Raw genomic sequence first — 20,500 nt, 5'->3', positions numbered from 1 at the left:
CTCTGCGGGGGCCCCACGCGGGTTCTACGCGGCCTTGAACCGAGGCGGCTCCAGCAGCCGTTCGAGCAGCGCCGAGAGCTTGTCGACATCGACCGGCTTCGTCAGGTGGGCCCGGAAGCCGGCCTCCAGGCTGGTCTCCCGGTCGCTGGCCTGACCGTAGCCGGTGACGGCAATCAGCGGCGGCGGGTTGACCATCTCGGCGCGCACGCGGCGGGCGACTTCATGGCCGCTCAGGTCGGGCAGGCCGATGTCCAGCAGCACCACGTCCGGGTCCTGCGCCTTCACCGCCTCGATGGCAGCCAGTCCGCCATGCACGACGCTGGATTTGTAGCCCAGCGCCTCCAGCAGCATCGCCATGGTCTCGGCCGCGTCCACGTTGTCGTCCACCACCAGCACGCGCTGCTCGCCCACCGGCCGCGGCTGCGCCTCGAGCATGGCGACCGGCGCCTGGGTGGTCGGGAACTGCACCACGAATTCGCTGCCCTCGCCCGGCCGGCCGGTGCTGAACGCGCTGACGCGCCCGCCGTGCAGCGTGGTGAGCTGCTGCACCAGGCTGAGCCCCAGGCCGAGGCCGCCCTGCGTCCTGGCCAGGTTCTGCTCGCCCTGCACGAACAGGTCGAAGATCCGCTGCAGGTCCTGCGGCGGTATGCCGGGCCCGTCGTCGCGCACGCTGATGTCCGCATCCGCTGCGGTCCGCGAGAGCGACACGTGGATGTTGCCGCCGTTCCCGGTGAACTTGGCGGCGTTGTGGACCAGGTTGCTGACGATCTGGATGACGCGCGCACTGTCTCCGGCGATCCAGGGGTCCGCGTCCTGCGTCTGCAGGTGCAGGGTCTGCGACTTGCCGTCGATCAGCGGGCGCACCGCCTCGATGGCCTCGGCGATGGCATCGCGCAGGCGAACCGGCTTGTTCTCGAGCTGGATCTTGCCGCTGGTGATACGGCCGACGTCGAGCAGGTCGTCCACCAGCCGGGTGATCTGGCGCAGCTGCCGGCCGATGATGTCGCGGGTGTGCACGAGCGCGGCCGACTCCGCCTTCTCCCGCTTGAGGAGCTCGAGCGCGTTGGAGATCGGCGCCAGCGGATTGCGCAGTTCGTGCCCGAGCATCGCAAGGAAGTTCGTCACGCGGCGCCCTTCGTCCTCGAGCGCGGTCACGCGGCGGCGCTCCGTGAGGTCGCGCGTGACCTTGGCAAAGCCGCGGTGCCTGCCGGTGGCATCGTGCAGCGCGGTGATCACCACGCTGGCCCAGAACCGGCTGCCGTCCTTGCGGATGCGCCAGCCCTCGTCCTCGAAGCGGCCGTCGCGCAGCGCGTTGCGCAGCGCCTGCTGGGGCCAGCCGCTGGCGGCGACCTCCGGCGGATAGAACCTGGAGAAGTGCTGCCCGATGATCTCCGAGGCCTCGTAGCCCTTGTTCTTCTGCGCGCCGAGATTCCAGCTCACGACGTGGCCGCCCGGGTCGAGCATGAAGATCGCATAGTCCTTCACGCCCTCGACCAAGAGCCGGAAGCGCTCCTCGCTCATGCGCAGCATCTCGTCCTGGCGGCGGATCTCGCTGCGGTCCCGGGTGATCAGCGAGAAGCCGCGGACTTCTCCGCCCGCGCCGGGGATCCGCGTGATGACCACGCTGGCCCAGAAGCGCGTGCCGTCGCTGCGCAGGCGCCAGCCTTCTTCCTCCAGGCGGCCATCGCGGCGCGCCGTTTCGAGTGCCTGCTCCGGCCGGTTCTGCTCGATCAGCTCGGTCGGATAGAAAAGCGAGAAGTGCCGCCCCAGGACGTCGGGGGCGTCGTATCCCTTGAGCTGGCGGGCGCCCTCGTTCCAGCTGATGACGATGCCGCCAGGATCGAGGACGATGATGGCGTAGTCGGTGACCGAGTCGACCATCAGCCTGAAATCGGCGTCGGTCAGAGTGCGTTGGTTCAGGGGTGCACTCCCAGCGCCGTGATCTGCCATTGCTCTTTTTCCCTTCAGTGGCCGCGCGATCGATGCCACGGCGCGCGGTGTCCGCCATGAAACGGTGGTGCCAATTTAGGCCAGCAATGGTTACTTTTCGCGTAGGACAAGGTCCAGATTGCACGCTGGAGGCGCGGCCCTGCGGGCCTCAGGCGCTCGAAGGCTCTTCGCGCGGCCACGACGCGCCGCCGGGTTTTGCAGACCGGGGCGGCGCCATCATGAAGCGGTTCTTTCCTTCTTTCTTGGCCGCATAGAGCGCGGTGTCGGCACGCACGAACAAGGACGCGAAGTCCTCGTCGTCCTCCGAGACCGCGACGCCGATGCTGGTGGTGGCCTGCAGCGTGCGGCCGGGCAGGTGGAAAGCCGGCCGCATGGCGGCCAGCACCTTGCCGGCCACCACCTGCGCCTCGGCGGCGCCGCTGGCACCTTCGAGAAGGATCACGAACTCGTCGCCCGCGTAGCGCGCCGCCATGTCGGTCTCGCGCACGCTCTCCCTGAGCCGGCGGCCGAATTCCCGCAGCACCGCATCGCCCGCCGCATGGCCCAGCGAATCGTTGATCGTCTTGAAGTAGTCGATGTCCAGGAACAGCAGGCAGACCGGCAGGCCGGCGCGCCGGGACCTGGCCATGGCGTCGCGCGCATGCTCCTCGAACGATCGGCGGTTGGGCAGGCCGGTGAGCGCGTCCTCGCGCGCCAGGGCATCGAGCTTCATCTGCTTTTGCTTGAGCTCGGTGACGTCGTTCGACAGGATGTACAGCCCGGTGACCGCGCCTTGCGCGGTGCGCTGGGGCAGATAGGTGGTCTGCAAGGTCCGCTCGCCGATCAGCAGGCGGGCGGTCTGCTCGAAGGACACCACCTCGCCCGCGAATGCCCGCGCCAGCAGCGGCCTGCGGATTTCGTAGTGCGCCTCGCCGATGGCCTCGTGGACGGGGCGGTTCGCCATCGCCTCCGGCGAGACGCCGAGCCAGGCCTGGTACTTGCCGTTGCAGAAGACCACGCGTTCCTCGAGATCCAGCTCGGCAAGGAGCGCCGGCACGTTGTCGGTCAGCCCGCGCAGGCGCCGCTCGCTTTCGGCGCTGTGCATCTCGGCCTGCTTGCGCTTGCTCACGTCGAAGGTCATCACGTAGTAGCCGGCCAATGTGCCGTCCTCGCGGATGTCGGGCGCCAGGTGGCATTCGAAGAAGCCCGGCTTGCCGTTGCGCTCGTAGGTGCCTTCGGTGCGCGTCGGCGTTCCGGCGAGCACCTTGGCGATGCCCGGCACGAGTTGCCGGTAGACGTGGTCGGGCAGCGACTCCTGCATGGTCATGCGCCCGATGTCGGCCACGGTCCTGCCGCGCATGCCGAGGCCGGCCTTGTTCGCGAACAGGCAGCGCTGGCTGCTGTCGAAGTAGGCAACCACGGCCGGCAGGTTGTCGGTCACGTCGCGCAGGAATCTCTCGCTGGCGGCCAGCTTCTCGTTGGCGGCCTGCCGCTCCGTCATCAGCAGGTCGAAGGTCCGCGAGAGATCGCCGACCTCGTCGTCCGGCGGTGCCTCCCGCATGGGCGCATAGGCGCTGGCGGCGCGCGAGACCTGCATGTGCTCGCGCAGGCGCGACAGCGGTGCGAGCTGCGCCCGCGCGGTCATGAAGGCCAGCCCGCCGGCCAGCAGCGTCAGCAGCAGCGCGCCGGCCCAGGCGTAGCGCTCGACCCGCGCAATGCGCGCAAAGGCCTCGTCGCGCGGATACACCGCACCCAGCACCCAGTTGGTCTGGCCGATGCGCTTGAAGGCGTAGAGCCCGTGCACGCCCTGGGAATCGGCCGCTTCGATGGCGCCCTCGAAGCCCGCGATGGCGCGCTCGATCGCGGGGTTGCGCGCGCCGCCGGCGTCCACGCGCTGAAGCAGCTTCGACTTGTCGGGATGGTCGATGACGATGCCATCGGCGTTCGTGATGAACATGTACCCGCTCTTGCCGAACTTCACATTGGCAAGCTCGCCCAGGAAGTTCTTCTCCTTGAGGTTGACGAAGGCCGAGATCACGTAGGCGACCTTGCCGCTGCGGTCGAGCACGGGCTCGGTCATGGCGATCTGCGCCAGGCCGCTCACGCGGTTGCGGAAGGGCTTGGAGATGACGCCCGCGCGGGCAGCGACCGTGCGCTGGAAATACTCGCGGTCCTTGATGTTGACCTTGCCGATCGGCTGCGTGCCGTTGAGGTTGGCCACCAGTTCGCCGTCCATGCCGGTGAGGGCCACGTTGTCGAACGCCTCCCTCAGCGCGCCGTGCTGCATGACCAGCTCCTGCAGTTCCCCGGGGCCGGCCAGGTTGCGGCTCTCGACGCCGTCGCCGAAGGTCTTGAGCAGGGTGCGCCGGCTCAGGAACTTCTGGTCCACCGCGCCGGCGATGGCGGAGATGCGTTCGAATTCCTCGCTCGCAATGGCCGCCTCCATGCTGCGCTTGAGGAAATAAAGCGCCGCGGCGGTGACGCCCATCGTCGTCAGGAAGACGATCGCCAGCACGCCCGCGGACAGGCGGGCGCGCAGGCTCAGGCGGGGGACGGCGGGGAATGGAAGGCGCATCGCAGTGGCCTGGTGAGCGCAGCCTGCGTTCAGCTCGCCATCTCGACGTCCAGCTGGGCATCGAACTGGTCCAGCGGCACCGGCCTGCTGAACAGGTAGCCCTGGCACAGCATCGCGCCGTGCGCCTGGAGAAACTCGAACTGCTGCTGCGTCTCGACGCCCTCCGCCACGATCTCCAGGTCGAGGTTGCGGGCCATGCCGATGATGGCCTGGATGATCAGCTCGACCTTCGGATCGAGGCCGATGCTCTGCACGAAGAACTTGTCGACCTTGATCTGGTTCAGCGGCAGCTGGGTCATGTAGGAGAGCGACGAGAAGCCGGTGCCGAAGTCGTCCATGGAAAAGCGCACGCCCAGTGCCGCGAGCGCCTGCATCTTGCAGATCGTTTCGCTCACCTTGTCCTGCAGCAGGCTTTCGGTGAGCTCGAGCTCCAGCCGCGTCGGGTCGGCGCCGGTGCGCCGCAGCACGTCGCGCACGCGGTCCACGAAGTCGTCGGTGCGGAACTGGCGCGCGCTGACGTTCACCGCCAGCCGCAGGTGCCGGCGCCTCGCATCGTGGCTCCAGCGCTCGAGCTGGACGCAGGCCGTCTCCAGCACCCACATGCCGATCGGCACGATCAGCCCGGTTTCCTCCGCCAGCTCGATGAAGCCTCCGGGCTGCACCATGCCTCGCACCGGATGCTGCCAGCGGATCAGCACCTCGGCGGCCACCACGTGGCCATTGGAGGCCACCTGCGATTGGTAGTGCAGCACGAACTGCTCGCCCGCCAGCGCCGCGTGGAGCTCGCTCTCCAGCGTTGCGCGGGCCGTGATGGCGGTCTGCATCGAGGCCTCGAAGAAACGCAGCGCGTTGCCGCCCGCGGACTTGGCGTAGTACATCGCGATGTCCGCCTGCTTCAGCAGATCCTCCAGCGACTGCTGCGTGGCGCTGAACACCACGGCGCCGATGCTGCCGGTGCTGTGGTACTGGTGGTCCGCGAGCTGGAAAGTGCCGTTCAGCGCCGCGAGGATGGCCTCGCCGGCGGCATTGGCCTGCATCGCGGCCACGCCGGCGTCTTCGCTGAGGTTGTCCAGCAGCACCACGAATTCGTCGCCTCCGAGCCGCGCGACCGTGCCGCCCTCCTTCAGGCTGTCCTGCAGCCGCGCGGCCACCTGCTTGAGCAGCTCGTCGCCCGTGGCGTTCCCGAGCGCATCGTTGAGCGTCTTGAAGGCGTCCAGGTCCAGGAACAGCAGCGCGCCGTGGCGCGAGCGCCGCACGTTCGCGTCGATGGTGGCCTGCAGGCGGTGCAGCAGCAGCCGGCGGTTGGGCAGGCCCGTGAGGATGTCGTAGAAGGCCAGGTGCTCGATCTCGCGGGCGGCCAGCTTGCTCTCGGTGATGTCGCGCAGGATGACGATGAAGCGCGCGGCGGCGCCTTCGCCGATGACCTTGCGCGAGACCGAAATCTCGAACCACGTGACGCCCCGCGCCGTCCGGATCTCGAACTGCCGGCCGGTGGAAAAGCCGGTTTCGAAGGCATCGCGCAGCGCCACCATCACCTCGGCCGCGGCATTCGCCGGCAGCAGGTCCGACATCAGCTTGCCCACGGGCTCCCGCACCTTGAACGCGGGCCGGGGGCGGCGCGGCGAATGGAAGCTGTAGCAGCGGCCGTCGATGCCGGCGTCCATCAGCACGTCGGGCAAGGCATCCAGCGTGGCCTGCAGCTGAGCCTTGCCTTCGAGGATGTCCGCGACGTGGCGCTTCTTCTCGGTCACGTCGCGGTAGACGCACACCAGGCCGCCGTCGGGCGTGGGGCTGTTCACCGCAACGATCACCTGCCCGTTCAGCAGCGTGATCTCCTGGTCGTTCTGCGTCAGCAGGTGGCGCGCGTTCTGCTCCACGATCTGCTGGAACGGCACCAGCGGCGCGAGCAGCGGCTGCGTCCAGGGAAAGAAGTCCACGAAGCGGCGGTTCCAGGTGACGACGCGGTCATTGGGATCGAGCAGCACGAAGCCGTCCACCATGGATTCGAGCGCCTGGTCCAGCGTGGCCTTGGAGCGCAGCAGCTCCGCGCGCGCGCGCCACTGCCGCCGCAGTTGCGCGAGCGCGAAGTAAGTGACGGCCAGGATCATCAGCGCGAAGGCCAGGGCCGCGGCCGCAACCACGTTGCGGTCCCTGCGCCAATCCTCGAGCGCGGACTCGAGCGGAATGCTCGCGACGATCAGCAGGCCTCGATGCAGCGTGGGCCGGGCCACCACGATGGCCGGAGCGCCGCTGAGCCGGGAATGCATGTGCCGGGGACGCCCGTCCGCCTGGTCGGTCAACGCGGGACTGATGGTGCGCCCCGCAAGGTCGTCGCGCGGCGGCATGCTGGCCAGCAGCAGCCCGCCTTCGCGCTCCAGCGTGACCTCGAGCCCCCTGATGTTGGCCCCTTGCGCAAGGATGGTGGTGAGCACCGAGACCTGCACTTCGGCCACCGCGACCAGCTTGCTGCCGTCCGCCAGCGTGAGGACGCGCGCAAGATGCAGCACCTGCTGGGAAGTCACCGGGCTGACCGAGGGCGTGCTGATCGACATCACCGATCCCGGACGGCCCAGGACCTCTTGCAGGAATCCGTCGGGCAGCTGGACCGCCAGCTTCGCTCCGCGCCGGTCGGAAGACCCGACCACCTGCCCCTCGGGCGTCAGGAAGGCGACGTAGCGCGCCAGCAGGCTCTGGCGAACGCTGGTTTCGACCAGTTGGACGGTCTCGGCTTGCGCAATGTCGCCTGCAATGGTGCTTCCGCTGGATTTGCGCAGGAACTGCCCCAGGCCCGCCAGCAGCGTGTTCGCCCCGAGCAGGCTGCGGTTGAGCGCAGCCTCCGAGGTGCCGATGAACCGCACGGCCTGGGCCTCGCTGTCGGCAATCTCCTTCTGGTACATCTGCCATGCCATCAGCCCGGCAATGGCGAGCACGGCCGCGAGAAACAGCGCCGCAACGCCATAGACGAAGCCGGTGATGCGGCTGGGCACAGGCTTGTTCACTGCCCGACAGGAGCCTTGATTCCAGCAATGGGACCGACGGTCTGGTCCCACACCTCCGCGCACACGGCCCCGCAGCGCTGCACCCACCGGCTCAGCACGCTGGTGGCGAAGATCTCGCGCCGGCGCCGCTCGTCATCCGCAGAAGGGCGCGCCTCGACCATCGTGCCCTTGGTGCCCTTCATGCAGGTCGCAGCGCCCGTGTTGCATGCAATGCCGTTGCCGGTGTCGCGCTCCGACTCATTCCAGACCGCGGCCTCGAGTTTCGGCAGTTCGGCTTTCAACAGGGCCTTCAGGTCCGCAGGCAGCGCGTTCCAGGCATCCGTGTTGGCGCCGAAGACGGCCAGGCCCCAGTTGATGGGCATGGTGTAGAGCGAATTCGTCATCTTGTGCAGGCCCAGCGTGTTGCCGGACATCGCACCGGTGATGGCGCATTCGGTGTTCTCCGAATTCATGTTCGCCATGATCTCTGAAAATTCGGTGAAGACGGGCACGCCGTTGAGCGCGCGGATGAAGTCGGCCTGGCTGCTGCCCGACACGCGGACGCGCCGCCCCGCCAGGTCCGAAAGCCGCGTCACGGCCCGCTTGCAGAAGATCACCTGGGCAGGGTAGACATACACCGCGAGAAGCTCGACGCCATGGCGTTCGCGCAGCGTCTTCTCCAGGTAAGGCCGAAAGGCTGCGACCACCCGCCGCATCGTGGGCATGTCGGGGTTCAGCCCGGCGATGTCGGGCGTGCCCAGTTCGGGGTACTCGTTGCTGACCTGGCTGAGCAGCGCGGTGCCGAACGGAATGACGCCCAGCCGTATGAGGTTGAGCATTTCCTGCCCCGGAACGCCGGCCTGGTTGAACGGCACGATGCTCGCGCTGTACTTTCCGCCGCTCAGGCGGCGCAGGTCCTGGCTCCAGAAGCGCTCTTCATGCAGCGTGTACTGGCTCACGCTCGCCAGCCCGCCCACGATCCGAAGCCCTTGCGCAGGCGCCGGCTGCTGAGCCTTGCTGTTCGTTGCAGCGAAAGCAAGAAAAAGAACGGCAACATGCGTCCAGAGCACGCGTCGCCAAGCGGAAGAAACTTCGCCGGACCTCATGGCCCGGATCATGATGCCGAATTGGGCCTTAAGTCACAATTTTTTTACAAAAACGCCGATTCTGGCGCCCGTTGGCCCGAATCGCCAAGGCACGTTGCGTACAGGGCACAGGAATACCATCCACAAGCCCCGATTCCCGGCCCATCCACCCAGATTCCAGACCGATGCCAGCGCCCGAGCTTTCCAGCCGCCAACTGCGCGCGTTCACGGCCTTGGCCGAGCAGCGCAACTTCACGCGCGCCGCGCAGACCTGCCACTTGTCGCAGCCCGCGTTCAGTGCACTGATCCGTACGCTCGAGGAAACGCTGGGCGCGCGGCTGTTCGACCGCGACACGCGCAGCGTGCAGCTCACGCCCGAGGGCCGGCTGTTCGAACCCTCGGCGCGGCGGCTGCTGGACGACATGCAGGGCGCCATCGGCGACCTGGCCGACCATGCCCAGCGGCGCAAGGGCCGCGTGAGCGTGGCGGCCCTGCCCTCCCTGGCGGCGGGCCGGCTGCCGGCCATATTGGCGGAGTTCATGCAGGCATGGCCCGGCATCACGGTCGAGCTGCACGATGCGCTGTCGGACGCCTGCATTGCCCAGCTGCGCAGCCACCAGGCGGATTTCGCGCTCGCGGCAACGGGTGCCGGCGCCGCTGCGGCCAGCGACCTGCGCGGCCGCAAGCTCTGCGGCGACCGCTTCCACCTGGTCTGCCGCAAGGACCATCCGCTCGCCGGCGCCGCCAGGCTCACGGCACGGCAGCTCGCGCCATGGCCCTTCATCCAGATGGCGCGCAACAGCAGCGTGCGCCAGTCGCTCGACGCGGCGCTGCATCCGCTGCGACTCAATGCGGTGTTCGAGGTCGAGCACCTGGCCACGGTGATGGGGCTGGTCGAGGCCGGCATCGGCATCAGCGTGGTGCCGGAACTCACGCTCTTCCACTTCCAGCGCGAGACGCTGGTGACGCGGCCGCTGCCGCTGCCCGGCCTCACGCGCACCATCTACCTGGTGCAGCGCCGGGAGGGCAGCCTCTCGGTGGCGGCGCAGACGCTGCACGACCTGATCCTCGAACGGCTGGGCACGCCGGCATGAAAAAACGGCCCGAAGGCCGTTTGCTTGCATGAAGGCAGCCTTGCGGCTGCGATCCATTCCTTACTTCTTGGCAGCCTTCTTGGCGGGTGCGGCCTTCTTGGCCGGTGCTGCCTTCTTGGCGGGCTTGGCTGCCGCGGCCTTGTCGGCCTTGCGCTTTGCAGCCTTGGGGTCGATGGCGGCCTTGAACGCAGCGCCCGGCACGAACTTGGGCACCTTCTGCGCGGCAATCTTGATCTTGGCGCCGGCTTGCGGGTTGAAGCCGGTGCGTGCGGCGCGCGCCACTTGCTTGAAGGTTCCGAAGCCGATGAGCTGCACGGGGTCGCCCTTCTTCACTGCGGCGACGATGGAGCCCGTGACGGTTTCCAGGATGCGGGCGGCTTCGGCCTTGCTGACGTTGTGGGCGGTGGCGATCTTCTCGACCAGTTCGATACGGTTCACTTGAAAAATTTCCTTTGGTTTGTTCTCGTCATGTTGCCAATGACGGCGCAGCGGCTGAGGCCGGCTGCAAGCGGCGCGGAGTGTAGCGCACGCGCGGATGCCCTCAGGCCGAGGCCTTGATGGCATCCGTCAAAAACCGCACGAAAGCCTTGCCTGCATCGGGCAATGAACGGCCCGCGAGCGTCTCGACTTCGAGGTGGCGCTCGTTCATCTCCCGGTCCTTCAGCGGAATGGCCACCAGCGCCTTCGACTTGAGCTGCGTGCGGATCGACAGCTCGCCATAGAAGGCGATGGTGCCGCCGCCCGCGGCCGCAAAACTCACCAGCGCATTCGCATGGTTGCTCGACATGGCCTGCACGTACTGCAGCCCCTGCCTGCTGCAGCTGATGTCCAGCAGCTGCCGGATCGAGCTGTCCCGCGGCGGCAGGCCCAGCGGATAGGCCGCCACCTGGCGCAGCGAGAGCTGCCGCTGCCCCGCCAGCGGATGGTCGCTCGCCATCACGGCGAGGATCGGGCTCGGGTGGCGCAGCTCGATCCGGATGCCGGGCTCGGGCACCGCACTCAGCGTGATGCCCACGTCCGCTTCGCCGTCGCGGATGCGGCCGGGAATCTCGTGGGGCGGGCAGACCTCCAGGTGAAAGCGGATGCCTTCATGCTTCGCGCGAAAGCGCGAGATCAGCGTGGGAAGAAAGTCGAACGCGAAGCCCTCGGTGCTCGCCACGCGCACGCGCCCGCTGCGCAGGCCGCGCAGGCCCTGGATCTCGCCAGCCACGCGCTCGATGTCCTGCTGCACCCGCTTGGCATGCGCGGCCAGCAGTTCGCCAGCCGCATTGGGCACCATGCCGCGCGCGTGCCGGTCGAACAGCAGCGTGTCGAGCTCGCGCTCCAGGCGCGCCACCTGCCGGCTCACGGCGGAAGGCGCCACGTTGAGCTTGAGCGCCGCCTCCTTCACCGACCCGGTCCTGACCACCTCCAGGAAGTAGCGGACCGCGGTTTCCTGCAGCGTGTGAAGCGACATGTTTCTTCCTTGTGGCCGCGTGGCGACGCGCGTTTGTCGATTGCCGAATCGGCAATCGACAATTCTAAACATTGCTCTTGTGGCAGCGCGTTGCGGCTCCTAGGATGAACCTGCATCCCCGCTCTGTCGTTCCTCCAGGAGTCCTTCATGAAACGCCTCCCCGCACTGGCCTGCATGGTGCTGCTGCTGTCCTGCCTCGGCCTCGCGCCCTTCGCGGCGCTGGCTGCCGACACCGGGTTTCCGTCGCGCCCGGTCACGCTCGTGATTCCCTTTCCGCCCGGCGGCGCCACCGACGTGAACGGCCGCGTGATCGCGCAGCGCCTGGGCAAGGAGCTCGGCCAGCCCGTGGTCATCGAGAACCGCGGCGGCGCCGGCACGGTGATTGGCGCGAGCTACGTTTCTAAGGCGGCGCCCGACGGCTACACGCTGCTGATCAGCTCGGGCACCACCTTCACGGTGAATCCCGCGATCCGCCCCAACCTGCCCTACGACCCGGTCAAGGGCTTCGAGCCGATCGGCCTGGCCGGGCGCGTGGGCCTCATCCTGCTGGCGAACAGCGAAGTGCCGGTGCAAACGGTCAAGCAGTTCGTCGACTACGTGAAGGCCTCGCCCGGAAAGTACTCGTACGCGTCCTTCGGCACCGGCACCACCTCGCAGTTTGCCGGCGAGACCATCCTGCATGCCGCCGGCCTCAAGATGACGCACGTGCCCTACAAGGGCAGCGCCCCGGCCATGACCGACCTGATGGGCGGGCAGGTTCCGTTCAGCATCGACACCGTGAGCGCGGCCATTCCCCAGCTCAAGAGCGGCAAGATCAAGGCCATTGCCGTGACCACGGCCAAGCGCTCGACGCTGCTGCCCGACGTGCCCACCATGGCCGAGAGCGGCTACCCCGAAGTCAACACCGACACCTGGCTGGTGCTGGTGGCGCCGAAGGGCCTGCCGCCCGAGGTGAAGGCCAAGCTCGAGAAGGCGCTGGCCGCGACCATGGCCGATCCCGACACGCGCGCCAAGCTCAGTGCGCAGGGCCTGGAGCCGGGCTACAGCAATTCGGCCGCCGTGAGCGAGCTGATCGCCAAGGAATTGCCGCTGATGCGCGCGATTGCCGCCCGCGCCAACATCACAGCAGATTAAATGAACGCCCCCCAAGCGACATGAGCACCCACACCGAATTGATCGAACACTCCGCCGTCGAACTGCGCCGGCTCATCGGCAGCAAGGCGGTTTCGCCGGTCGAGCTGCTCGAGGCCTGCATCGCGCGCATCGAGCGCGTGAACCCCTTCATCAACGCCGTGACCGCCACCTGCTTCGAGCGCGCGCGGGCCGAGGCCCGGGCGGCCGAGAGCGCCGTGATGCGCGGCGATGCGCTGGGGCTGCTGCACGGCCTGCCGCTCGGCGTGAAGGACCTGGAGCCGACCGAAGGCCTGCTCACCACCTGGGGCTCCGCGATCTTCCGCGACCACGTGCCGCAGGAGGACATCGAGCTGGTGGCCCGCCTTCGCAGGGCCGGCGCCATCGTCGCGGGCAAGACCAACGTTCCCGAAATGGGCGCCGGTGCCAACTCGCGCAACGAGGTGTGGGGCGCCACCGGCAACCCCTTCAACCCGAACCTCAATGCCGGCGGTTCCTCCGGCGGCTCGGCCGCCGCGCTGGCCTGCGACATGCTGCCCGTGTGCACCGGCTCCGACACCGGCGGCTCGCTGCGCATTCCGGCCGCCAAGTGCGGCGTGGTGGGCTTCCGGCCTTCGCCGGGCATCGTGCCGAGCGTGCGCAAGCTGCTGGGCTGGACGCCGATCTCGGTCGTGGGCCCGATGGGCCGCACGGTGGAAGACGCCTGCCTGCAGATGGCCGCGTCCGCCGGCATGCACGCGGGCGATCCGCTGAGCTATCCGCTCGATCCGCTCGGCTTCCTGAAGCCGGCCGGCATCGACCTCAGCAACCTGCGCGTGGCGTGGACCGAAGACTTCGGCACCTGCGCGGTGGACGAAGGCATCCGCGCCACGATGCGCAGCAAGATCGGCGCGATGCAGCACCTCTTCAAGCGCTGCGACAGGATCGAACTCGACCTCGGCGAAGCGCACCGCTGCTTCGACGTGCTGCGCGCCGAGGCCTTCGTGGCCGGCATGCATGCCGCCTACCAGCGCGACCCCGCCAGCCTGGGCCCCAACTCCCGCGCCAACTACGAGATGGGCGCGCAGATGAGCCTGCTCGACAGCGCCTGGGCCCAGGCCGAGCAGACCCGGCTCATCAAGCGCTTCCAGGCCGCCTTCGCCGACTACGACCTGATCCTTTCGCCCACCACGCCGGTGTCGCCCTTTCCGTGGACGCAGCTCTATGCCGACACCATCAACGGCGAGAAGCAGGCCAACTACTACCGCTGGCTCGCGCTGACCTACGTGGTCACGCTGACGACGCATCCGGCGCTGGCGCTGCCCTGCGGCCTCGACCATGCGGGCATGCCCTTCGGGCTGCAGATCGTGGGCGCGTTCAGGGCCGACCACCAGGTGCTGGGCGCGGCGCACGCCATGGAAAAGGCCTTCGCGGCCGACGCGCAATTGCGCCGCCCGCGGCCCGACATCGCGTCGCTGCGCGCGGCCGAACCTGCGCTCAGGTCGATCGTCACGGCGCCGCCCGGTGCGGGCCGCAGCGCGCCCGCAGCCGCCACCTCCGCGGTCTGAGAAAGCCCGCGGCCGGCCAGCGCGCCAGCCTTGACCTTGACACGGTGTCAGCCTGGAAACTGGCGATGCGCTGCGCGTGGTGCGCAGCAGCATCTTCCTGCTTTCTCGTTGGAGCACTCGATGAACCACGCGCATTCCGGAGCGCCGCAGCACCCGCATCACGAAGGCCACCACGCGCCGCATGACCACACGCCCGTGCCTGTGCCTGCGCCCGCCGGCACCATCTACACCTGCCCGATGCATCCGGAGATCCGGCAGGACCATCCGGGCAACTGCCCCAAGTGCGGCATGACGCTGGAGCCCGAGATGCCGACGCTCGACGAGGGCGAAGACCCCGAGCTGCGCGACTTCAAGCGCCGCTTCCTTTGGACGCTGCCGCTCACGCTCGCGGTGGCCGTGCTCGCGATGGCGGGGCACCGGCTGCAGTGGTTCGAGATGGCCACGCAGAGCTGGATCGAGCTGGTTCTTTCGCTGCCCATCGTGCTGTGGGCGGGCTGGCCCTTCTTCAGGCGTGCCGTGCAATCGGTCGCCAACCGCAGCCCCAACATGTGGACGCTCATCGGCTTGGGCACCGCGGCCGCCTTCGCCTACAGCGTGGTGGCCACGGTGGCGCCGCGCGTGTTTCCCGAATCGTTCATGTCGATGGGCCGCGTGGCGGTGTACTTCGAGGCGGCCGCGGTGATCATCTCGCTCACGCTGCTGGGCCAGATCCTCGAACTCAAGGCGCGCTCGCAGACCTCGGCGGCCATCAAGTCGCTGCTCGGCCTCGCGCCCAAGACGGCGCGGCGCATCGGCGCCGACGGCACGGAAGAAGACGTGCCGATCGCCCACGTGCACGTCGGCGATAGGCTGCGCGTGCGGCCCGGCGAGAAGGTGCCGGTGGACGGCGTGGTGGTCGAGGGCGCGAGCGCGGTCGACGAGTCGATGCTCACCGGCGAGCCGCTGCCCGTGACCAAGCGGGCCGGCGACAAGCTCATCGGCGCCACGCTCAACACCAGCGGCGCGCTGGTGATGCAGTCGGAAAAGGTCGGCTCGCAGACCGTGCTCGCAAGCATCGTGCAGATGGTGGCGCAGGCCCAGCGCTCCCGCGCGCCGATGCAGCGCATGGCCGACCACGTGGCCGGCTACTTCGTGATGGCCGTGATCGGCATCGCGGTGCTGACCTTCTTTGCGTGGGGCTTCTTCGGGCCGGCGCCGAGCTGGACCCACGGGCTCATCAATGCGGTGGCGGTGCTCATCATTGCCTGTCCCTGCGCGCTCGGCCTGGCCACGCCGATGTCGATCATGGTGGCCACGGGCAAGGCGGCCACGCAGGGCGTGCTGTTCCGCGATGCGGCCGCGATCGAGAACTTCCGCAAGGTCGACGCGCTCATCGTCGACAAGACCGGCACGCTGACCGAAGGCAAGCCGGGCTTCGAACGTGCGGTGGCGCTGCCCGGCTTCAGCGAGGACGAGGTGCTGCGCCTCGCGGCAAGCCTCGACCAGGGCAGCGAGCATCCGCTCGCGCATGCCATCGTGCGTGCGGCGCGCGAGCGCGGGCTTGCGCTGGCCGCGGCCGACGAGTTCGAGTCCGCCAGCGGCATCGGCGTGAACGGCAGCGCCGGCGGCCGCCGGCTGGCGCTCGGCAACACCGCGCTGATGGACCAGCTGGGCGTGCCGGTCGATGCGCTCCGGCCGCAGGCCGAGGCGCTGCGCGCCGAGGGAGCCAGCGTGATGTTCCTCGCGGTCGACGGCCAGCCCGCCGGCCTGCTGGCCGTGTCCGACCCGGTCAAGGCCACCACGGCGGAAGCGCTCGCGGCGCTCAAGGCATCGGGCATGCGCGTGATCATGGCCACGGGCGACGGCCTGACCACCGCGCGCGCCGTGGCCGCCAGGCTGGGCATCGACGAGGTGCACGGCGAAGTCAAGCCGGCCGACAAGCTGGCGCTGGTCGAGAAGCTGCAGCGCGAAGGCCGCATCGTCGCGATGGCCGGCGACGGCATCAACGATGCGCCCGCGCTCGCCAAGGCCGATGTCGGCGTGGCCATGGGCACCGGCACCGACGTGGCGATGAACAGCGCCCAGGTGACGCTGGTCAAGGGCGACCTGCGCGGTATTGCCGAGGCGCGCATCGTCTCCGAGAAGACCATCGCCAACATGAAGCAGAACCTGGGCTTCGCGTTCGTCTACAACGCGCTCGGTGTGCCGCTGGCCGCGGGCGTGCTGTTCCCGTTCACGGGCTGGCTGCTGTCGCCGATGATCGCGGCGCTGGCGATGAGCCTGAGCTCGGCGTCGGTCATCACCAATGCATTGCGGCTGAGAGCCGAGGGCGCGGGCGGCAGGCCGGGCTGAGGCGCCAGTCCCATGGGGCACCGGGCCGGCAGCATTCGAACTCCGCCTACATACATTTGGCGCGGGTTCATGCAAGTTGGCCGGATGACACAGCCCATCGAACTCATCATCGAGGAGCCAGCCCTCGGATCATTTGTCTGGCGCCTGCTCGAAACGGATGCGAACGGAGCGAACCCCAAGGTGCTCCGCGACGCCTTCGATCCGGCGGACACCTACGAAGCCGCGCTGGCCGCGGGACAGCGCGCGCTGCACAGCGAAATCCGTCGGCGCGCCTCCGGCCAGCCGCAGGCGCAGAGCGCCTGAGCGAAGCTGCCTGTTGGCCCGTGCTACAGGTGCCTGGGCCGCGCGGGCTCCGATATCTTTCCGAGCGGATCGGCCGCCGCGCCGGCCTCGCCCTTGGCCGCCACGTCGCCCAGCGACAGGATGCCCACGAGGCGCTTGTCGCGGTCGACCACCGGAAGCCTGCGGATCTGCACCGCGCTCATCTGGCTGAGCGCCTCGTCGACCGTGTCGTCGGCATAGCACCAGTACGCGTCGGCGGTCATGATCTGCTTGACCGGCGATGCGCCAAGGTCGATCTCGCGGGCCACGCCGCGCACGGCAATGTCGCGGTCGGTCACCACGCCGACCAGCCGGCTGCCGTCGCACACCGGCAGCACGCCCACTTCGAGTTCTTCCAGGGCCTTGGCGGCCTGCACGATGGTGTCGCCCGGCGCCACCGTGCGCACGCCGCGCGTCATCACTTCATGAACCTGAGTCATCGCATGTCCCTTCTGCAGCGAAGGCCCGCTGCAGGTTCCAGCTTAGGCGGGCGGCGGGCGGGCCGTGTCGGCAGTCTCGGGGACCACAAGTAAGCCATGTCGCACTTCGCCGCTGCGAAGGGCCCGGCCGCGCGCGGCGGGTACGTAAGATCGGCGTCCGCCGGTTTTCCGCAACGACGACAAAGGAGATCTACAGATGCAGAACAAAGCCCTCGAGCCTCGCCGCCGCTTCCTGAAGAATGCCGCGGGCTCCGGACTGGCCGCCTTCGCCGGGCTGGCCAATGCGCAGTCCTTCGACTTCAAGCCCCACCAGCGCTACCCGGACCCTTCGGTGCTGATCCTGGACCCGAGCTTTGCCAAGTACCGCATCTACAGCAGCACCGTCGAGCAGCTGGGCACCGGCATGCGCTGGGCCGAGGGGCCGGTGTACTTTCCGGAGGGCGGCTACCTGCTGTGCAGCGACATTCCGAACAACCGGCTCATGAAGTACGACGAGAAGACCGGCAAGTTCACGGTGCACAAGCAGAACGCCAACTATGCCAACGGCAACACGCGCGACCGCCAGGGCCGCCTCGTCACCTGCGAGCATTCGGTCACGCGCCGCGTGGTGCGCACCGAGAAGAACGGCCGCATCACCGTGCTGGCCGACAGCTACGAGGGCAAGAAGCTCAACGCGCCCAACGACGTGGTCGTGAAGTCGGACGACAGCGTGTGGTTCACCGACCCGACCTTCGGCATCAACGGCGAGTGGGAAGGATCGAAGGCCACGCCGGAGCAGGCCACCACTAATGTCTACCGCATCGCGAGCGATGGCAAGCTCAGCGCCGTCATCACAGACCTGGTGAACCCGAACGGGCTCGCGTTCTCGCCGGACGAGAAGAAGCTCTACGTGGTCGAGTGGAAGGGCACGCCCAACCGCAGCATCTGGAGCTACGACGTTGCCGCCGATGGCGCCAGCGTGTCGAACAAGACCAAGCTCATCGATGCGGACGGCCCCGGCGCGCTCGACGGATTCCGTGTCGACCGCGACGGCAACCTCTGGTGCGGATGGGGCTTCAACGGCGCGTTCGCGCCCGAGCCCACCGACGTGGGCGGCGGCCTGAAGGCCCACCTGCCGCTCGGGAAATCCGAAGAGATGGACGGCGTGAAGGTCTTCAACCGCGACGGCAAGCCGATCGGCTTCATCCGCCTTCCCGAGCGCTGCGCCAACCTGGAGTTCGGCGGGCCCAAGCGCAACCGCCTCTACATGGCGAGCAGCCATTCGCTCTATGCGCTCTACGTGGAGGCGCACGGCGCGGTGTAGCGCTCCAGCGTTCGGCCCTAGACCAGCGCCGCAATCTCCGCGGCGCCCAGCGCGCCCTGGTAGATGCGGAAATCGCCGAGGCGACCGCGCAGCGGCGGGTCGTTGGGATACTGCGAACGCCCGAGCAGGTTCCGCGTGGTCTCGCCGAGCTCGCAGGGTGCGAAGCTCATCTGCGCATTGCTGCCGGCCACCGCGCCGTCGATGTACAGCGTGCCGAGCGTGCCGGACAGGGTCACCGCCACATGCACCCAGCGGCCGGTCGGCAGCGGCGACGCGCCTTCGATCATCTGCATGTTGTAGCCGTGGACCGGCGAGATGGCGTAGCGCACCTTGCCGGTGTCGCTGCGCGGCGTGAGCATCATGTAGCGGCGCTCGCCGGAGCCGAAGTCGAAGACGCGCGCCCAGGTCGAGATCTCGTCCAGGAACACGCGGCATGCGACGGTGAAGTCGGCCACGTCCTTGACCACGCCCACGGGGAGCTCGGCATAGTCGGCGGCCGCCTGCGTCTCGCTGAAGTCGCGCTGCAACAGCAGCTCGGCCTTGATGGCGGCGCGGGCCTCGTCGGAGGGCTTGCTTTCTCCGGCCGCGGTCAGCGCCACCACCGCGTAGTGGTACACCACGCCGGGCGCGACGGTGCTGTCGGTGAAAGTCAGCGTATCGCTGATGCCCGTGGCCACCGTGGCATAGGGGCCGCCCGCCATGGTGGCGCGCTTGACCGAATAGCTCAGCGCGCCGGTGCAGCCCCACCATGAGAGCTCGACCTGCGGTCCATGCACGCGCGCGGTGAGCCCGCTCGGCCGCAGCGGCGTCGCGATCGGATCGCGCGTGTAGGTGAGCGTGCCGAAGCCGAGCTGGTCGCCGTTGCTGCCGTCCAGCTCGGGCCGCATCTGCTCGGCCTGCAGCGCGGTGTAGGGCGTGGCGATGCCCAGCCGGTTCGCATAGTGGTTGTAGACGCTTTCCCAGATGCCGCGCCGGTGGCCGAGGCCGTCCCCCAGCACGGTCTTCGTTCCCTGCCGGTTGGTGCTGGTGAGAAAGGGCACGGTGTAGAAGTTGCCGGCGCCGTCCTGCAGATTGGACTTGGCCACGTACTCGGCGCCGGCAAGGAAGCGGTTGTTCTCGTAGCCGTAGATGTCGTCGCCCTGGTTCCACGCCATCTCGCAGAAGGCGCCCGCCAGGCCGATGCCCAGCGTGCAGTGCCCTTGGTCGCGGCCGCTCTCCTGCCACTGGCCGAGGTAGCCGGGATGCACGTGGTAGACCGCCTGCAGGCCGGCGCCATTGCCCTGGCCCGCCTTGTAGTAGCTGATCGCCTCGTCGTAGAGGTCTGGCCGGTCGCACAGCACGCCGATGGCCAGGATCGAGCCCATTGCGCACTGGTCCCAGTTGGCCCAGTAGTTGGTGATCACCGCACCGTTGTGCCTGTCGAGGAAGTCGTGGTTGAGCGGATAGAACACCGTGAGCATCATGTTCTGGAAGCGCGCGAAATCGCTGGCCGCCCATCCCGGATAGGAGCGCATGATCTCGGCCGCATTCGCGAACTGCTGGCCGTAGATGCCTGCCGCAAGGAAGCGGTCGGCATTGCCCGTGACCTCTTTCAGCGTGGAGGACCACTCGTTCAGGAAGACCACGGCAAGGTCGGCATAGCGCGTGTCCTGAGAAACCTTCCAGCGCAGCGCGAGCTGGTAGGCGCGCGCGACGTCGATGTAGAACTGCGCGAAGTTCTGGCCCGGGACGTCCCCCCGAATCACCGTGGCCAGCGGCCGCGGCTTGGCGCCGAGCTGCGAACGGCCATTGGACGTGAGCGCGTTCCAGCCGGCGACCCAGGGCTGCGCATTGGCCGCGACCTTCTGGCGCATGCGCTCGAAGTCGGCCTCGGTGTGCAGCAGGCCGGGGTGCACGAACTTGCGCGCCTGCGGTGCGGGGGGCGCCGCGTCGGGCGCCGCGGGTGCATCGGGCGCGGCGGGCGGGGCCGCCGCCGGTGCCGATGCATCCGCCTGCGGCGCACCGCCGCCCAGCGCGCCGAAGCCGCCCGCCACGCCGCCGCCACCACCTCCCCCTCCTCCGCACGCGGCGGTGCCGAGGGCCGCGAGGCTCACGGCGCCCACGCAGAATGCGCGGCGGTCCAGGGGATGGCTGTCGTTGTTTTCGCTTTGTGACTGATGCATGTCGGGATCGAGTTTTGTTAAACCTCGTTACCGCAACATGCATGCCCAATCGGCGGATGCATTCTTTCCTATTCACCGAATCGCAGCGCAGGACACGGGCGGCACCGCGAAGGTGCGGCAGGCCGCGCCGCGGATGACATTCAGTGTC

The 20,500-nt window shown here is 68.5% G+C and carries 14 protein-coding genes; 6 read left to right on the top strand and 8 right to left on the bottom strand.

Annotation, left to right across the window (positions count from 1 at the left end; all coding sequences use genetic code 11):
• Window positions 1-24 precede the first annotated feature (24 nt).
• From AC1DMS_RS30245 to AC1DMS_RS30230, 4 genes are all read right to left on the bottom strand, one after another.
• Window positions 25-1,950 carry a PAS domain-containing hybrid sensor histidine kinase/response regulator gene (locus AC1DMS_RS30245; protein WP_018903793.1) on the bottom strand — a complete coding sequence of 642 codons (1,926 nt, stop codon included), beginning with the start codon at window positions 1,948-1,950 and terminating at the stop codon, window positions 25-27.
• Between the two features lie 148 nt (window positions 1,951-2,098).
• Window positions 2,099-4,504 (bottom strand): diguanylate cyclase domain-containing protein, encoded by a 2,406-nt coding sequence (locus AC1DMS_RS30240; protein WP_062363479.1) that lies wholly within the window; start codon window positions 4,502-4,504, stop codon window positions 2,099-2,101.
• A gap of 29 nt (window positions 4,505-4,533) precedes the next feature.
• A complete protein-coding gene (locus tag AC1DMS_RS30235) occupies window positions 4,534-7,503 on the bottom strand; it encodes a bifunctional diguanylate cyclase/phosphodiesterase (protein WP_412510332.1) in 2,970 nt (989 codons plus the stop codon).
• Window positions 7,500-8,600 (bottom strand): TRAP transporter substrate-binding protein, encoded by a 1,101-nt coding sequence (locus tag AC1DMS_RS30230; protein ID WP_436287246.1) that lies wholly within the window; start codon window positions 8,598-8,600, stop codon window positions 7,500-7,502. Before AC1DMS_RS30230 ends, AC1DMS_RS30235 begins: the two co-directional genes overlap by 4 nt.
• 152 nt (window positions 8,601-8,752) lie before the next feature.
• Between AC1DMS_RS30230 and AC1DMS_RS30225 the strand changes: the two genes are divergently transcribed.
• Complete coding sequence (locus tag AC1DMS_RS30225) at window positions 8,753-9,661, top strand: LysR family transcriptional regulator (protein ID WP_018903797.1); 909 nt, start codon at window positions 8,753-8,755, stop codon at window positions 9,659-9,661.
• Between the two features lie 60 nt (window positions 9,662-9,721).
• Here the strand turns inward: AC1DMS_RS30225 and AC1DMS_RS30220 are convergent, their stop codons facing one another.
• Together AC1DMS_RS30220 and AC1DMS_RS30215 are read right to left on the bottom strand one after the other, a co-directional pair.
• The gene (locus AC1DMS_RS30220) at window positions 9,722-10,099 is read right to left on the bottom strand and encodes an HU family DNA-binding protein (protein WP_012745866.1); all 378 of its coding nucleotides are present in this window, start codon (window positions 10,097-10,099) and stop codon (window positions 9,722-9,724) included.
• Between the two features lie 103 nt (window positions 10,100-10,202).
• Complete coding sequence (locus AC1DMS_RS30215; RefSeq protein WP_018903799.1) at window positions 10,203-11,117, bottom strand: LysR family transcriptional regulator; 915 nt, start codon at window positions 11,115-11,117, stop codon at window positions 10,203-10,205.
• 147 nt (window positions 11,118-11,264) lie between these two features.
• On the opposite strand from AC1DMS_RS30215, the gene AC1DMS_RS30210 reads away from it, so the two are divergent.
• The 4 genes from AC1DMS_RS30210 (at window position 11,265) to AC1DMS_RS30195 (ending at window position 16,429) form a co-directional block, all read left to right on the top strand.
• On the top strand, window positions 11,265-12,251 hold the full coding sequence (locus tag AC1DMS_RS30210) for a Bug family tripartite tricarboxylate transporter substrate binding protein (RefSeq protein ID WP_028254053.1): 987 nt from the start codon (window positions 11,265-11,267) through the stop codon (window positions 12,249-12,251).
• Window positions 12,252-12,271: 20 nt separating this feature from the next.
• Window positions 12,272-13,795 (top strand): amidase, encoded by a 1,524-nt coding sequence (locus tag AC1DMS_RS30205; RefSeq protein WP_028254054.1) that lies wholly within the window; start codon window positions 12,272-12,274, stop codon window positions 13,793-13,795.
• Between the two features lie 120 nt (window positions 13,796-13,915).
• Window positions 13,916-16,126, top strand: a complete 2,211-nt coding sequence (locus AC1DMS_RS30200) for a copper-transporting P-type ATPase (protein ID WP_436287245.1) — start codon at window positions 13,916-13,918, stop codon at window positions 16,124-16,126.
• An 84-nt stretch (window positions 16,127-16,210) separates the two neighbouring features.
• Window positions 16,211-16,429, top strand: a complete 219-nt coding sequence (locus AC1DMS_RS30195; protein ID WP_278877313.1) for a hypothetical protein — start codon at window positions 16,211-16,213, stop codon at window positions 16,427-16,429.
• 23 nt (window positions 16,430-16,452) lie between these two features.
• Here AC1DMS_RS30195 and AC1DMS_RS30190 read toward each other — a convergent pair whose 3' ends face one another.
• The gene (locus AC1DMS_RS30190; RefSeq protein ID WP_278877315.1) at window positions 16,453-16,887 is read right to left on the bottom strand and encodes a CBS domain-containing protein; all 435 of its coding nucleotides are present in this window, start codon (window positions 16,885-16,887) and stop codon (window positions 16,453-16,455) included.
• 196 nt (window positions 16,888-17,083) lie between these two features.
• Here AC1DMS_RS30190 and AC1DMS_RS30185 point away from each other — a divergent pair, with 196 nt between their 5' ends.
• Window positions 17,084-18,190, top strand: coding sequence for an SMP-30/gluconolactonase/LRE family protein (locus AC1DMS_RS30185; RefSeq protein ID WP_436287244.1), 1,107 nt, complete (start codon window positions 17,084-17,086; stop codon window positions 18,188-18,190).
• A 17-nt stretch (window positions 18,191-18,207) separates the two neighbouring features.
• Here AC1DMS_RS30185 and AC1DMS_RS30180 read toward each other — a convergent pair whose 3' ends face one another.
• Entirely contained in the window at window positions 18,208-20,352 is a 2,145-nt protein-coding gene (locus AC1DMS_RS30180; protein WP_436287243.1) for a LamG-like jellyroll fold domain-containing protein, read from the bottom strand.
• Window positions 20,353-20,500: the final 148 nt, after the last annotated feature.

This window comes from Variovorax sp. 05T418 (genome assembly GCF_056396385.1).
Note: the sequence above shows the minus strand (reverse complement) of the source record. Positions and strands in the feature narration are given on the sequence as shown.

What these genes read in the sequence shown, in the direction of transcription:
- AC1DMS_RS30210 (WP_028254053.1), top strand. Translation starts at nt 11,265, where the DNA reads ATGAAACGCCTCCCCGCACTGGCCTGCATGGTGCTGCTGCTGTCCTGC.
- AC1DMS_RS30185 (WP_436287244.1), top strand. Translation starts at nt 17,084, where the DNA reads ATGCAGAACAAAGCCCTCGAGCCTCGCCGCCGCTTCCTGAAGAATGCC.
- AC1DMS_RS30205 (WP_028254054.1), top strand. Translation starts at nt 12,272, where the DNA reads ATGAGCACCCACACCGAATTGATCGAACACTCCGCCGTCGAACTGCGC.
- AC1DMS_RS30195 (WP_278877313.1), top strand. Translation starts at nt 16,211, where the DNA reads ATGACACAGCCCATCGAACTCATCATCGAGGAGCCAGCCCTCGGATCA.
- AC1DMS_RS30225 (WP_018903797.1), top strand. Translation starts at nt 8,753, where the DNA reads ATGCCAGCGCCCGAGCTTTCCAGCCGCCAACTGCGCGCGTTCACGGCC.
- AC1DMS_RS30190 (WP_278877315.1), bottom strand. Translation starts at nt 16,887, where the DNA reads ATGACTCAGGTTCATGAAGTGATGACGCGCGGCGTGCGCACGGTGGCG.
- AC1DMS_RS30240 (WP_062363479.1), bottom strand. Translation starts at nt 4,504, where the DNA reads ATGCGCCTTCCATTCCCCGCCGTCCCCCGCCTGAGCCTGCGCGCCCGC.
- AC1DMS_RS30230 (WP_436287246.1), bottom strand. Translation starts at nt 8,600, where the DNA reads ATGATCCGGGCCATGAGGTCCGGCGAAGTTTCTTCCGCTTGGCGACGC.
- AC1DMS_RS30215 (WP_018903799.1), bottom strand. Translation starts at nt 11,117, where the DNA reads ATGTCGCTTCACACGCTGCAGGAAACCGCGGTCCGCTACTTCCTGGAG.
- AC1DMS_RS30180 (WP_436287243.1), bottom strand. Translation starts at nt 20,352, where the DNA reads ATGCATCAGTCACAAAGCGAAAACAACGACAGCCATCCCCTGGACCGC.
- AC1DMS_RS30200 (WP_436287245.1), top strand. Translation starts at nt 13,916, where the DNA reads ATGAACCACGCGCATTCCGGAGCGCCGCAGCACCCGCATCACGAAGGC.
- AC1DMS_RS30245 (WP_018903793.1), bottom strand. Translation starts at nt 1,950, where the DNA reads ATGGCAGATCACGGCGCTGGGAGTGCACCCCTGAACCAACGCACTCTG.